At 47.5% G+C, this 14540-nt stretch carries 11 protein-coding genes and 1 pseudogene; 4 read left to right on the top strand and 8 right to left on the bottom strand.

What is annotated here, in order from left to right; all coding sequences use genetic code 11:
- Positions 1–360: 360 nt before the first annotated feature.
- Both ACO6VG_RS09930 and ACO6VG_RS09925 read right to left on the bottom strand, forming a co-directional pair.
- Positions 361–4236, bottom strand: a complete 3876-nt coding sequence (locus ACO6VG_RS09930; RefSeq protein WP_422473716.1) for a WD40 domain-containing protein — start codon at positions 4234–4236, stop codon at positions 361–363.
- Between the two features lie 267 nt (positions 4237–4503).
- Positions 4504–5742 carry an ISL3 family transposase gene (locus tag ACO6VG_RS09925; protein WP_422136767.1) on the bottom strand — a complete coding sequence of 413 codons (1239 nt, stop codon included), beginning with the start codon at positions 5740–5742 and terminating at the stop codon, positions 4504–4506.
- Between the two features lie 225 nt (positions 5743–5967).
- Between ACO6VG_RS09925 and ACO6VG_RS09920 the strand changes: the two are divergent.
- Both ACO6VG_RS09920 and ACO6VG_RS09915 read left to right on the top strand, forming a co-directional pair.
- Positions 5968–6366 (top strand): annotated as a pseudogene (locus ACO6VG_RS09920) (IS30 family transposase); the annotation flags it as partial.
- Positions 6367–6496: 130 nt separating this feature from the next.
- Entirely contained in the window at positions 6497–8131 is a 1635-nt protein-coding gene (locus tag ACO6VG_RS09915; protein ID WP_422473714.1) for an IS1634 family transposase, read from the top strand.
- Here the strand turns inward: ACO6VG_RS09915 and ACO6VG_RS09910 are convergent.
- The 6 genes from ACO6VG_RS09910 to ACO6VG_RS09885 are packed head-to-tail and all read right to left on the bottom strand — an operon-like array spanning position 8088 to position 12888.
- Positions 8088–9038 (bottom strand): hypothetical protein, encoded by a 951-nt coding sequence (locus tag ACO6VG_RS09910; RefSeq protein ID WP_422473712.1) that lies wholly within the window; start codon positions 9036–9038, stop codon positions 8088–8090. The genes ACO6VG_RS09915 and ACO6VG_RS09910 overlap by 44 nt on opposite strands.
- 31 nt (positions 9039–9069) lie before the next feature.
- Positions 9070–9852 (bottom strand): hypothetical protein, encoded by a 783-nt coding sequence (locus ACO6VG_RS09905; RefSeq protein ID WP_422135473.1) that lies wholly within the window; start codon positions 9850–9852, stop codon positions 9070–9072.
- A gap of 20 nt (positions 9853–9872) precedes the next feature.
- The gene (locus ACO6VG_RS09900) at positions 9873–10340 is read right to left on the bottom strand and encodes an HlyD family efflux transporter periplasmic adaptor subunit (RefSeq protein ID WP_422476279.1); all 468 of its coding nucleotides are present in this window, start codon (positions 10338–10340) and stop codon (positions 9873–9875) included.
- On the bottom strand, positions 10333–10752 hold the full coding sequence (locus ACO6VG_RS09895) for a biotin/lipoyl-binding protein (protein WP_422473710.1): 420 nt from the start codon (positions 10750–10752) through the stop codon (positions 10333–10335). The genes ACO6VG_RS09900 and ACO6VG_RS09895 overlap by 8 nt, the downstream gene beginning before the upstream one ends.
- The gene (locus ACO6VG_RS09890) at positions 10752–11840 is read right to left on the bottom strand and encodes an ATP-binding cassette domain-containing protein (protein ID WP_422136760.1); all 1089 of its coding nucleotides are present in this window, start codon (positions 11838–11840) and stop codon (positions 10752–10754) included. The genes ACO6VG_RS09895 and ACO6VG_RS09890 overlap by 1 nt, the downstream gene beginning before the upstream one ends.
- Before the next feature lie 7 nt (positions 11841–11847).
- A complete protein-coding gene (locus ACO6VG_RS09885) occupies positions 11848–12888 on the bottom strand; it encodes an ABC transporter transmembrane domain-containing protein (protein ID WP_422136759.1) in 1041 nt (346 codons plus the stop codon).
- 901 nt (positions 12889–13789) lie between these two features.
- Here ACO6VG_RS09885 and ACO6VG_RS09880 point away from each other — a divergent pair.
- Both ACO6VG_RS09880 and ACO6VG_RS09875 read left to right on the top strand, forming a co-directional pair.
- Entirely contained in the window at positions 13790–14008 is a 219-nt protein-coding gene (locus ACO6VG_RS09880; protein WP_422137067.1) for a helix-turn-helix domain-containing protein, read from the top strand.
- A gap of 9 nt (positions 14009–14017) precedes the next feature.
- Positions 14018–14539, top strand: a complete 522-nt coding sequence (locus ACO6VG_RS09875; RefSeq protein WP_422136758.1) for a type I restriction-modification system subunit M N-terminal domain-containing protein — start codon at positions 14018–14020, stop codon at positions 14537–14539.
- Position 14540: the final 1 nt, after the last annotated feature.

Raw genomic sequence — 14540 nt, 5'->3', positions numbered from 1 at the left:
CAGCAACAATAGACGTGAGTCTCAGTGGGTGTTGGCGCTTCAATCAGCTCTTCAACATCTTCTGCTAAACGCTGTATCTTACGACGACTTTCAGATAGGTAGCTATCAATCCATTCATTTCCAGATGTTAACGCTGCTGTACTGTGATTACTGGATCCTCGTAAGCACATCGTTAAAAAAAATCACCATTTTCGGTATGGATAAATATATACGATTTCATGCGGAAGCGTTGCTGACCCTATTTGCTGATAATGGGCTTTGATACGCTGTACAGGAATGTCAGGTGTCTTCTCGTTAATCCCAGAGGATCATCAGCGGGTTGATCTGGTTGCCAGACTGTTTGGTGGTTATTAATGATCATCACTCTTGGAGCGCATTCGTGGCATCACTTACTGGAACGGGTGGTTTCCTCCTGAACTTCTTATGGACTAAGACTGAAACCGCGACAACCAGGACCACAACAACCACTGTAATAAGCCCAATACCCCACTCAGGGAATTCTCCGGGGGGTGAAGGCGACAGGTTCTCAAGATGCAGAGAAATCACCTGCATCCGGACATGCCGGGTACCCTTCTCAATATCGGCGTATGCAGCTGCCAGATAGGCGTTATTGCCCACAAAAACCGGGCGCATTGACCTTGTTGCCGGGATCTTGAATGCGGTGTCAAAATGATGGACATTGACCTGATTTTCATAAGTAATAACAGACAGTTGCCCATTACTGTTGTAAATAATGGCTTGCAAACAATTTTTCGCAGTCACCAGTCTAACGGTTAAAAACCTACCAGATGTGCCTGAAGAACAACGAATCGTATCGTCAATAATAAAAGCGCTATCCATTTGTCCATTGTCAGTGGCGAACCGACAAATGGAGAGTTTCTCTGATGCTGGGTTGAATACGGCAACATAAACATGGTTCTTTTGAATCAGAATGTCCTGCAGACTGTTGTCACTTTCAATGTTTGTGTCAATTACTATCTCTTTGCCATTGTATCCAAAAGAGAAAGCGGGATTGAGTTGTTTTTTTTCGAACTGTCTTATAAATACAGAATAGGGCGCATTTTTACCGCCACTGATGCCTGTTACATAAAGGTGCTTGCCATCTGGGGAAACCCTCAAAAAAAGTCCTCGTTCCCCATCGCTCTTAAAACATTTTTTAGGAAACGTGAGTCGTTGTTGATGATAACTGCTCATCAACAGTTTGTTATTGATTTTTCCTGTTAAATACATGACACCTTGATGATGAGCAGTATCATTAATTTGAACCCCGTCAGGAAATACCTTGTCGTGTACGCTGAATCGTGCCCGGTATCCCTGGCCGACAATTAACGGAAACTCCAACAGAACCGTTTTTCCAGACGTTGGCGTTGCAATAAGGTCAAGGTGAGAGCCTGTAGTTTCGTGAATAACCTGTCCAGCCAGAGACTGATAGGAAGCCAACCTTCTGAAACTGCTGGCAGAGGTTGTGTAAGTCACAATGCCACACAGACCAAATTGTTCATCCAGTTCAGAGCCTTTATAACGTGCCAGATTAACCTTTTTGGTATGCGACTCAGGCTGAATGACAACGTATATCTGCTCATTTTTTGCATCATACGCTTGAAACAGGGGTATTCCTTCTGGCTGCGGGCAACTACCCGGCAGGCTTGGCGCTTTTGTATTGTGAGGCAGGGCTGTATACGACGATGAATGCGTGATCAGCGTTGAATTTTCTGATGGAACTCCCGAAATGGTTGTAGAAGCAGTGGCGAGTTTACTGGTTGAGTGACTTGCAAAGAACGAAGCAGTGGTTAGTTTACTGGTTGAGAGACGTGTAGATGACGATGTTGTAGCTGACGCTCTTATATCGAAACGATAAATCCTGACCTTTTCATCTTCCCCCCCAACTGCCAGCAGGGTGCCGTCGTGATTATACTCAACGCTCCGTACATCGTTTTTCGCATCAGAGATGATGTACAGGGGGCGTGTTGGATTTATTGCCTTGGACGCAATGGGCGGGGGCAGTTTGGTGTGCAGGAGGTCAGATGTATTCGACATGTCATATATCCTAACACTTCGATCACCCGACCCAACTGCGAGCTGGGTGCCGTCGTGATTGAAGTCGATGCTCATGATCCAGTCTCTCGCATCGGACAGAACTTGCGGCGCAAAGGTCAGGTCATTCGGGTTATAAATCCTGACCCTATTCCGTGCCTTATTATCACTTCCCCCAGTTGCCAGCTGAGTGCCGTCGTGATTGTATTTAACGCTCCGTACCTGACCGTTTGAATCCTGCAGAATGCGCGGGAAAATGGACAGATCCCTCGGGTCATAAACCCTGACCTTTTTATCTCTCCCTCCCACTGCCAGCTGGGTGCCGTCGTAGTTGTAGTCAACACTCATTACCCAATCACTTGCATCGGACAGAGTGTGCGGGGAAATGGACAGGTCATTCGGGTCATAAATCCTGACCTTTTGATCTTGCCCACCCACTGCCAGCTGGGTGCTGTCGTGGTTGTATTTAACGCTGCGTACCGCTCCTGTCGCATCAGACAGGGTAGCAAGGGGGGTGGACGGGGACACTGGGTCATAAATCCTGACCTTTTTATCATCCCCACCGACTGCCAGCCGGGTGCCGTCGTGGTTGAAGGCAACGGACCTCACCCAGTCTTTAAAATCGTGCAGGGTATGCAGCAGTCTGGGCCTCGCCGGGTCACTCATATCAAAGATTTGTACGGGGCCTGAAATAGGGCATCCGGAACCGCCGGAACCCATTCCCACAGCCATGAGCATACTGTTCATATTCCATGAGACACCCATAACCCTGTGAGGCCCACAATATCTTGGTGGGACAACGCCTCCTGTGGGTGTTGGAGCAGTCGTTACCGGCAAAACGTTCGGATCTATATTAATCACATGGATCAATAGAGGGCGCATGTTTGTAGTACCAGACGTTGTTGGCTGGGTTGTATACGACGATGAAGGTCTGGTCAGCGTTGAATTTCCTAATGGAGATCTCGAAATGGTTGTAGAAGCAGTGGTAGGTATACTGGTTGAGGGACGTGCAGATGGCGAAGCAGTTGTGAGTTGACTGGTTGAGGGACGCGCAGATGACGATGTTGTCGCTGGCGCTCCTGTAGCGACCTGATAAATCCTCACCTTTCCATCTTCCGCCCCAACTGCCAGCAGGGTGCCGTCGTGGTTGTATTCAACGCTCCGTACAACATCTGTCGCATCAGAGAGGGTGTACAAAACGCCAGGCAGATTCAACATGTCATATATCCTGACCTTATGATCAGCCGACCCGGCGGCGATTCTGGTGCTGTCGTGATTGAAGTCAATGCTCATGACCTTGTCTGTCGCACCCAACAGAGTATACTTCGTGCTGGCCAGGTTCTTTGTGTCATAAACCCCAACCCTTTTTTCCGGCCTTCCAAGATCACTTCCCCCAATTGCCAGCAGCGTCCCATCGTGGTTGAATTTAACGCTCCGCATTTGACCAAGCCAAGGGATCTTAGCTTGCGGGGCAATGGACAGATCCCTCGGGTCATAAACCCTGAGTCTGTAGTCTCTTGATACCGTTGCCAGTTCGGTGTCGTCGTGGCTGTAGTCAATGTCCATTACCCAGCCTCGTGAATCGGTCAGAATTGTCGGGCGAATGGACAGGTCCCTTGGGTCATAAATCCTGACCTTTTGATCGTTCCCACCCACTGCCAGCTGAGTGCCGCCGTGATTGTATTTAACGCTGCGAATCGGGCCTGTCGCATCGGACAGGGTAGCAAGGGGGGCGGACGGGGACACTGGGTCATAAATCCTGACCTTTTTATCATCTCCCCCGACTGCCAGCCGGGTGCCGTCGTGGTTGAAGGCAACAGCCCTCACCCGGTCTTTAAAATCGTGCAGGGTATGCAGCAGTCTGGGCCTCGCCGGGTCACTCATATCAAAGATTTGTACGGGACCTGAAAAAGGGCATCCGGAACCGCCGGAACCCATTCCCACAGCCATGAGTGTACTGTCCTTATTCCATGAGACACTCATAACCCTGTGGGGCCCACAATGTCTTGGTGGGACAACGCCTCCTGTGGGTGTTGGAGCGGTCGTTACCGGCAACATGTTCGGATCTATATTAAGCCCGTGGATCAGTTGAGGTTGCATTGTTGGCGAGGCAGTAACGGCCGTTTGAGCAAATGCCTGCATACAGCTTGATGCCAATAAGAGAACCAAACCCGCAATAGACAAGCTCTTTGCAATACCCATTGCCATTCTCCAGAGTTCTGTCTACCGACACTTCACTTCGTGGTCGAGGAAGCCAGTAGGGTTTAAAAACCTTTAGAAACATCCTCTACAAAAACGAATGAGAGCAAAGTAAGAGTCGTAAAGTTGATTGCTGAAATAATGCTTGCGTTGAAAGCTACTTTCATTCTTTGAAAGTAGAAACGCAGCTTTGTATGCCTATGATGAATGGGGCAGCAGATGCGTCAGGCGGTGTTTGAATATATTGAAATTGATTGGTTCTTTTGAATTTTAAGTGGGTAAGCAGGCTTCGCTCACCCTACTGAAGTCGAGCTTTCCTGTCAGCAAATATACCATTATCTTGAAGTGTGGCTTCTTATATTCCCTTGCCTTTCGCTTTGCAGCCTGTATCACCGAGTTTAACCCCTCCAGTAAGCCATTGTTGATTTGGCTGTCTTTCCACTGAATAACGCCATCCCAATGTCGTTTGATGGTTTTCGCTGCATTGATAACAGGCTTCAGGCGGCTGTGTGTTGCCCAGAAGTACCACTTCTTGAGCCTTGCTTCAAACTCTTCTCTGTTGGTCGCCGTGTAGAGCTGCTGAAAGGTCTCCCGTATCTGCAAAGCTCGAATTGACTTCAGGTTGAGGCCAGGCAAACTCAGACTTTCACGATGTGTTTTTTGCTTTGCCGTCAAGTTGCTTTCATTCTTTAACAGGATGTACTTCGCCCCCTTAAGCAGCGGGTTGGTTTTAGCTTCTTCCCGGCGAACCTTGTCGACAGCTTCGTTGATGATCTTGATGATGTGGAACTTGTCAAAGGTGATTTCTGCTGATGGCAGCTCCTCTCGAACTCCTTTGATAAAGGCTGGCGACATATCGCAGCTCACTTGTTTGACCTGTTCCGGCTTGCCATTGTGCTCTTTCAGGTCCTCTGTAAACGCCTTAACGGTATCACTGCTTTTTCCGTCAGCGACAAATAGGGTTTTCTTTTCCTCAAGGTCCACAAATAGCGTGATGTAGTCATGCCCTTTGGTGGCCGATGTTTCATCCATGCCCAAGGTATGTAAACGACTGTAGTCTTCATCAAATCTGGACGCATTGACGTAGAGTTCAAGAAGTATCCATAGCCGGTAGTCAGAAACCCCGGTTATCTTGCTGACGTGGTGAATCGGCATTGATCGGCACATTTGGATTAGGAAAGCCTCAAACAAGAGGGTAAAACCGCTGAGCTTGCCACTCCAGGGCGGAGGAATCAGACGGACTCTGCCATCATCTCGTTTAATCCGTGGTACACGAGCATGCAGGTAGCACTCATGCTGGAAGAAGTTCAGATGCCGCCAGGTTTTCTTAACAGTGTCAAAGGCTGTGTATGCCTTGCCGGAAGGGTCATCCTCTATGCTGTCCCGGAAGGTAGAGCCTTTCTGGAAGTTAACGTATATGTCCAGCCGTGACTGCTCAGTGTTGAACTTAACAGACTCAATAAACCAGGGAGAGGCGATGCCGAGAGCTGTCTGAAACAGGTCTTCCATGGAGAGGTAACTCAGGTTAGTTTAACGGGAAAGATTGAGAGAGCACTATACTCCGTTAGCCACTCGTTTTTCAAAAGAACCAATTGATTATAGTCGGACGCGTCAACACAGTTTTAACGGGTATGTGAGCTCTGAAAAATATGAATAGCCAGAAGCAGTTTAATCCGGCGTCACTTATATACTGTCTCAGATCAAGTGTTCTCCGGAACATAAAAAAAGACCTCGGTCGCACTTATCCCAAACCGGATCGATATCAAGGAACGTCCTGAGATCATTGGTTTGCGATCTCGCATAGGGGATTGGGAGGGCGATACCGTCTTTGGACAGAACGCCCACCTGGTTACCCTTGTTGATCGTAAGAGTCGTTTAACATTGATTGGAAAAGTTGACACCAAGCAAGCTGAAACCGTGGCAGATAGGATGATAGAACTTCTGAAGCGCGTCTCATCGGTTAATACAATTACACTGGATAACGGGGGTGAGTTTGCTGCTCACGAGAAGGTCAGCAAGGCATTCAATGCGGATGTTTACTTTGCCAAACCTTATGCCAGTTATCAGCGAGGAACTAACGAAAACACGAATGGCATCATTCGGCGAACCTGGCCCAAGAAAATGGCACTAGGAGCCTGTCGGACTTAAGCGTCCGTAGCGAGGATTGCAAGAAATTGAGGATAAAACTGCCTTTCACCACCCCGATTGATATTTGCCTAAAATCTGTTGTCAAAGAAATAAACAGACATTCAGGTGCACCAACATGCCTCAAGCTCAATACCAGTCTAAGAACCTCAACCACCTTGGCTTGGTTGCCGCTATGTGTCGGGAGTTAAAGATAGCCGAATACATTGATGCCCGTATCACAAATGACTCCGATGTTCGTAATGTCACTATTGGACAAGCTGTAGTTGCAATGATCATCAATGGCTTGGGCTTTACGGGGCAAACTCTGTACATGCTCCCTGAGTTTTTTGAGGATAAGCCGATTGACCGCCTTATCGGGGAAGATATACAGGCTGAACACTTGAACGACAAGGTACTTGGTCGGGCTCTCGACAGTTTGTACGACGCTGGTGTTAGCGACTTGTATCTCAATCTGGCCGTCAAGGTCGTCAATCATCTGAAACTTCCTTGCAAGGCATTAAATCTGGATGGCACCAGCTTTCATGTGGATGGAGTCTATAACAGTCATGACAATCCAGACGACTTAAATTGTATTCATATCTGCCAAGGTTACAGCCGTGACCACCGGCCTGACCTGAATCAGGTAGTCTTGCAGTTAATGACTGAAAATCAGGCGGGCATCCCTGTGTTTATGGCCCCTGCCAGCGGTAATGTAAACGACAAAACCTGTTTTCAGGAAATTATCAAAAATCATCTGTCATGTTTTAAGGCCGCTTTGAATAGCCGCTATCTGGTTGCTGATGCTGTCATGTATGTTGCAGAAACCCTTCAGTTGCTTGATGAGCAAAAGCAGCTGTTTATCTCCCGGGTGCCCCTGAACATCAAGGAGGCAAAGGAGCTGGTCTGCAAAGCGCCAACCATGTCGCTGGTGCCTGTTGAAGGCTATGAAGATTACTACTCAGCTGAAGTGCCTTCCTGCTACGGAGGGGTTCAGCAACGATGGTTCCTGTTTCTCAACAAAAAGCGCGGGCTTAGTGAACGGAAAACATTGACCCGAAAGATGCAAAAGCAGTCACTGAAAGAGGCCCGTGATCTGGAGAAGCTGAGCAAAAAGGCCTTTTTGTGCCGGGACGATGCATTGAAGGCTTTTGCCTTGTGGCAGAAACAATCGAAACTTTGCCAAAGCGAAACAGAGCCAGAGGTTATCCGTAAACCTTGCTATTCGGGCAAAGGAAGACCATCGCCGGATAGCAAGCCTGATCACTTCGAGTACTTTGTGCAGGCTGAATGCTTTGTTTCCTGCGAGAAAAGGGAGCATGCAGAAGCCTCACTGGGTTGTTTTATCCTAAGCACCAATGAACTGGATAAAAATAGTTTGAATGCCTCTGAGCTGCTGTCTACTTATAAGTCGCAACAAAAAGTTGAAGGCGGCTTTCGGTTTCTGAAGAGCCCGGACTTTCTGGTCTCTTCGCTCTATCTGAAGAAAGCGGAACGTATTGAAGCCCTGTTAATGGTGATGACTCTATGCCTGATGGTCTATGCTGCTATCCAGCACAGAATCAGGCAGGAACTGAAAAAGCAAAGTCGTGTATTTCCAGACCAGAAAAAAAAACCCTGCCAGAACCCAACAGCAAGATGGGTATTTTTCTGTTTCCAGGGGCTTAGTGTATTAACGGTCAATAATCAGGAGGAACATGTGATTGGCTTGAAGGAAAGGCAGTGGACGATCATTCAAATTTTGGGCATTTTTTACGAGTCCATGTATTCCTGATAGGGGTGGTGAAAGGCGGATTAACGCCAGAGCTGCCCAGTTCATTTCTCAGGTCTCTTGCCATATTATTCAGGTCATCGTACAAGGCCACCCGTTTTGCAATGGCCAGCTCAGCGTAACCCCCACTTTCAAGGCTGCTTTTTAGCTCATTTAAATAACCCGTGATACGGTTCTTTTCTGAAGACAACTTGTCAAGCAAAGCCTTTGACTGAGCCGTATCCAGGTTCACCGAAAAGCTTCTGGCCTCATCCAGTCTTCTGAGATGAATACCGTAGATTCGGGTATCCCCCTGGCCATTACCATCGGTGTCATTCCAGTTACTGGCATAGGCAATCTCAAAATAAGCACTGGCCCAATCTCCTTCATCCATGGCCTTGCTCAGGTTGTTGCCAATAATCGCCGGGCCACCGTTATAAGCCAGGGAGAGCAGGGAAGCCTTGTGGGCATTGGACAGGTCATCAAACAGGTTCTGGGCATTTTGCTGGCTTGTACCCAGCTTAACCTGAAGACGGTTGACCACATCGTCTTCAATAAAAGCAATGGCCGTATCGAATACGGGCTCCATATCCGTGGTGGTGTTTTCAAAGGTGAAGGTGATTCTCGGGCTGCTGCCGTCTGTGACCTTGGTCGCATAGTCCGACAGGATTTGGTTGACCTGGGTAGTGTATGTGGCGGTGTTTTGTGGGGTCCAAGTTTCTTCAAATACATTAAATAAATCTCTCGAAAGATAGCTGAATTCAGTGATTCCAAGAGATTCTCTAGTGTAACCAAATTGTTTAAGAACTGACTCAAGTACTTCTCGTTCCTGAAGATTGTAACCCACTCCTATTGTTGGAATACCCTTTGAATCAGCGTAAATAGACAATTTTGCATCTTCAAGTCTTTTTATTTCTTCATATAAGCTCATGAATCAAATCCCTTTATTCCTTGTTTTTCTATTATTTATTCAGCCAGTACTTACAGGCGTTACGCCCTTTGATACGTTTTATTTTTCTATCCTTGTAAATTTTTTCAAGAGTTATCCAATTTCTACTCCCCCATTCTTTATCAAAATTCCTAAGATCTAATTTATACATATCAAATGAAAAAAAGTGACCTTGATAGCTGATAAGGTTGTCTACTAGAGATATATGTTTTTGTTCAGCATTTGATGAAAAAATACTGTAAAATTTTTTAAAACCATACTCCTTTGAAGCTCTATATTTCACCTTATTACTTAGAGTCTCCCATTTCTTTTGGATACTAAGAGCCTTTCCTGGAATGGATGGTATGCAATACTTTTGTGGAATTTTTTGCTCAATCACATGCTCTTTAACCCCATCCCCATCCAGATCCAGAAAAGCTTCAGAGAGTTTGCTGTAGCCTGTCAGATACTCTTTTTCTTTCTCCGGCCAGGCATTCCGGTAGGCTTCTGTGCCATTGTCCCGGTGGTAAAGGATCTTTCCGTATTCAATCTGTCGCTTACTGTCCAGTGGAGTAAAAGGCACCAGGGTAAAGGGGCTATCACTGAAATCAGGGGTGTGACAAGGCAACAGCTTTTCTTCTGGAATGCGGTTGATAACCTCCAGAAAAGCCTTACAGACGTTTCCTTCAATACCCTCTACAAAACTGGAGTGGTCTCGGGTGATCCGAAAGTTGTCAGTTGGTTTTGATTCTGCCCAGAGGATGGTTGGTGACAGTAAAATCAAACTGACATATTGGATTGATTTTTTCTTTCTCATAATGCTCACTGATAATAAGGCTATCTTTCTCGAATACTCTCCTGCTTAAACCTCAAAAGCGGACTCAAAAAGTATTCTATCAATCGCCGCTGCCCGGTTTTAATTTCCACAGCTACACTCATGCCAGGCGACAGATTCACTTTCCTTTTCTCTACCAGCATCCAGTCTTTCTCTATGTGAACACTGGCCAGGTACCGCAAGCCTTGCTTTTCATCGGGTACAGCGTCGTCGGAGATATTGATCAGCTCACCGCCAATCAGACCGTATTTGGTGAAGTTGAAGGTGTCGATTTTCACCTCTGCCCGCTGGCCTTCCTGCACAAAGCCGATATCTTTGTTCAGCACCCAGGCTTCAACTTCCATGGTTGCTTCTTTAGGTACGATCTGCATCAGTGCCTGTGCAGGCTGGACGACACCGCCAATAGTGTGGATCTGTAGTTGCTGCACTGTGCCGTCTATGGGCGAAACAATCTTCTGCTGGTCATGCAGTTCCTGGGCCTTGATGCTTTCCTGCTTCAGGCTGGTCAGCTGGCGACGAACCTGCTCCTGTTACCAGAGAAACCAGTGGATCGCCAGCTTTCACCTCATCGCCTTCCCGAACGTGAATGGCCTGTACTTCACCTATCACCATCGGCTGAATGGTTTTTACGCGCTCGCCCGGTACGATTTTGCCCTGTGCCGTGGCAACAATATCAATCCTGCCCACGCAAGCCCACACAATGGCTATTGTGAATAACAGGATGATGGTTTTTACAATTATTCGGCTGGTCGGGTTCGCCGGTGTTTCCTCCACTTCCAGAGCTGCCGGTAGAAATTGGCGTCGTGTATTGTGCAATGCTGCCTGCTTTTCTGTTCTGGACAACAGGAACCTGGTCGCTTTTTCCCAAAGTGGTCTGACCATTAGATAGCCTCCCGCAAACCATGTTGATGGGCATTCAGTCGGGCGTAATGGCCGCCTTGCTTAACCAGTTGATCATGAGCGCCTTCTTCCACAATACGACCTTTTTCCATGACAATGATGCGGTCAGCATCCCGCACAGTTGAAAGACGATGGGCAATAATAAAAACCGTCCTACCCCGGCTGATCCGCTTCATATTCTGTTGGATAATATGCTCGGACTCGTAGTCCAGGGCACTGGTGGCTTCATCGAAGATCAGAATTTTCGGATTGGTCAGTAATGCCCGAGCTATGGCAATACGCTGTTTCTGCCCACCAGAGAGGGAGCTACCCTGTTCACCAACCTGAGTGTCATAACCTTCAGGCAATTCAAGAATAAAGTCATGGGCACCTGCCAGCTGGGCGGCAGCAGTGACCCGCTCAATAGAGGCACCCGGATCAGCCAGTGCTATGTTGTCGCGTACTGAGCGGTTAAACAGAAAGTTTTCCTGAAGCACCACGCCGACTTGCCTTCTCAACCAGGCGGGCTCGACTAACGCAAGGTCAATGCCATCGACCAATACTCGACCAGACTCAGGCACATAAAGTCGCTGTACCAGTTTGGTAAGTGTGCTTTTTCCTGAACCGGAGCGACCGACAATGCCAATGACTTCACCCGGTTTGACGGCGATGGAGATGCCATTCAAGACAGCAGGACGATCGGGTTGATAGCGGAACGTGACATGTTCAAACTTGACAACACCCTTCAGTGTTGGAAGTGTCGTACGATTTGGGTCATGTCCCGGCTCTGTGGGTTTATTCAGAACATCGCCCAGCCGCTGAACGGAAATACCTGCCTGCTGAAAGTCCTGCCAAAGTTGAACCAGTTTCAAAATAGGTGCACTGACCCTGCCAGCAATCATATTGAAGGCAATCAGCATACCGACCGATAGCTCACCATTGATCACCAGGGTGGCGCCAACCCAGAGAATCAGCACTGTGACTACCTTGTTGATTAGCCCTGCAAACTGGCTGGCAATATTACCCAGGTTCATCGCCCGGAACGCGGCAGAGACATAAGCTGCAAGCTGATCTTCCCAGACTCGTTGCATCTGAGGCTCAACCGCACTGCTTTTTAATGGTTTCCATCCCGGTGACAGATTCCACCAGAAAGGACTGGTTTTCTGCGCCTCTCTTGAACTTTTCATTCAATCGGGCACGAAGAACAGGCGTTACTATCAGGGACAGAATGATATAGAAAGGAATAGAGCCGAGAACAATCCAGGTCAGTGTCGGGCTGTAGAGGTACATTACTACAAAGAAAATGATAGTAAACAACAAATCAATACACAGCGTCAGCGCAGAACCGGTAATAAACTCCCGAATTGTATCCAGCTCACGGACACGGGCTACCGTGTCACCGACTCTGCGGGCATGAAAAAAAGCAACGGGCAAGCGGAGCAGGTGATTAAAAAGCCGGGAACCCAGCACCACATCTACCCGATTGGTAGTATGGCTGAACACATAGTTCCTGAGCCCATTCAGCACAATATCAAAGACTGACAGCACGAGCAGACCAAAAGCCAATACATCCAGTGTCGTTAGTGCCTGATTGACAAGAACCTTGTCGATAATGACCTGGAAGAACAGAGGCGTAATCAGGGCAAAGAGCTGAATAAAGAAGGATGCCAGCAGCACTTCATAAATCAGTTTTTTATGCTTGAGTATGGCCGGAATAAACCAACTGAAGTCGAATTTTGCCATTCCCCCTGGTAGCAATGATCGCTTGGTGAATAGAAAGAGTTCACCAGTGAACAGGGTTACCAGTACATCCAGCGATACCGTTTCAGGCCGGTCTTTCAAAGGGTCCTGAATCAGTGCTTTGCCATCATGAAAGCGGGCAATGATAAAGTAATGGCCATCAGAGTGACGGGCAATGGCGGGTAGAGGCAGATCTTGAAGTTTTTCACACTGAACTTCTGTACGACGAGCCTTGAGCTTTAAAAATTTTGCGGCCCTTAAAAGGTCTAACCCCTCAACAGGTCGATCGGAATCACCAAACTGGTGTTTGATCTGCTCCGGCTGAGCGGCCAATCCATGAAAACGGGCCAGCATCACCAGACAGGTCACTGCTGATTCCGAACTGCGTACACCATCCATCGGTGCGACTTCCTATAATTATTCTGTTCCTTGTGAGTTTGGATTGGATACTTTTATGGCAGTGCTTGTCAAGATTTACCACTAAATGTCACCAAATGTTCATCAAAAGAACAAATAACGAACACTTTCAAGTAGAAGTGCCTTAAGTACCTAACCAGTTGGTTTCGCATATTCTGGACGGCGGCTTTTTCCACCCTTCTGCGTTCCAACTCTGGTTGCGTAGCTATGGCTACGCGCCCGTCGTTGCGCCTTGAAGGATGAAAAAATCCACTCACCAGAATATGCGAAACCAACTGGCCAGGTACTTATGATTTGAATTCACTTACCTGCTTTCTGGTACTGGCTATTGAGGAAGGAGTGGCAGGGTCAGAAGACGACTGTTATCGGATACATGGACGACAGATTACAGCCATTAAGCTATTTCTTCGGCTTTGTGTTTTGAGTCCCATGTCGGCGATAGCACATGATCTCTATGACGTCATTTCAAAGCGACTTCGGCGCTTGCATAGCATCGACTCTTGCGAACCTTTCTATTTTGTGTTCACAGATCGCAATCAGAACCAGGACTGCATAATGAATTGTTTTTTCGGTTATGCGTATGAACTTTTTTACAACAGCCTGTCATAGTTTGAAGAGTGGTTAAGTCAAGCTAAAGAAATAGAGCTGGTTCAGAAAACCGTCTTGGATGAGAGAGCATTTTTATGGTCGGTTTTTCTGACAGAGGTACAACAGCTTGAGCATGTTTTGTTCAATGAGAAACCAATCAGGCTGGAGCAACACCCATATATTAAAAAACTACTGGACAGAATGGACGATTATAAGAAATATGTTGGACCTTGAGCAGCGGGGTGGTCACCGGATAACAGCAGAGTGGGTGACTTTTGAACGGTAGAGGTGGTCAATCTGGACAGTACAGCTAATCGGTAAGTATCTTGGTGTGAGCAGCGATACTGTATACCGCTGGATCGATAAGCAGGGTATGCCAGCCCACCGCTTGGGCCGACGTTGGAAGTTCAAAAAAGATGAGCTTGATGCCTGGGTTAAAACGGGCGGAGCTGCTGAACCTTCCCCTCCCAAAAAGTCACCCAAAAGAAGCCCCCAAAAGATAACCCAGGAGTAACACCCGGCTATGAACCACGAAATCCATAACAGTATTGTGCGTTTTATCTGGGGTATTGCCGACGATGTACTTCGGGATATCTATGTGCGTGGCAAGTATCGCGACGTTATTCTGCCGATGACAGTCATTCGTCGTCTGGATGCTGTACTGGAGCCCAGCAAAGAACGTGTACTGGCAATGCAGGAGCAGCTGGTTAACGCTGGTATCGCCAATCAGGACGCTGCACTCTGCCAGGCCTCTGGTGAAGCGTTTTATAATATCTCTCCTTTCACACTCCGTGATCTGAAAAACCGCGCAAAAACACAACAGTTTAAAGCCGATTTTGAAGAATATCTGGATGGATTCTCCAACAACGTGAAGGAGATTCTCGATAAGTTCAAGTTCCGCAATCAGATCCCAACACTGATTGAAGCGGATATTCTCGGCCACCTGGTAGAAAAATTTCTCGACAACCGCATCAATATAAGCCCGAAGCCGGTTCAGGACGACGAGGGCAACGAGTTGCTCCCGGGGCATACTGGAAGCCATTGAT

The organism is Endozoicomonas sp. ALB032, assembly GCF_049310125.1.
In the GTDB taxonomy this organism is placed as follows: Bacteria; Pseudomonadota; Gammaproteobacteria; order Pseudomonadales; family Endozoicomonadaceae; genus Endozoicomonas_A.
Note: the sequence above shows the minus strand (reverse complement) of the source record. Positions and strands in the feature narration are given on the sequence as shown.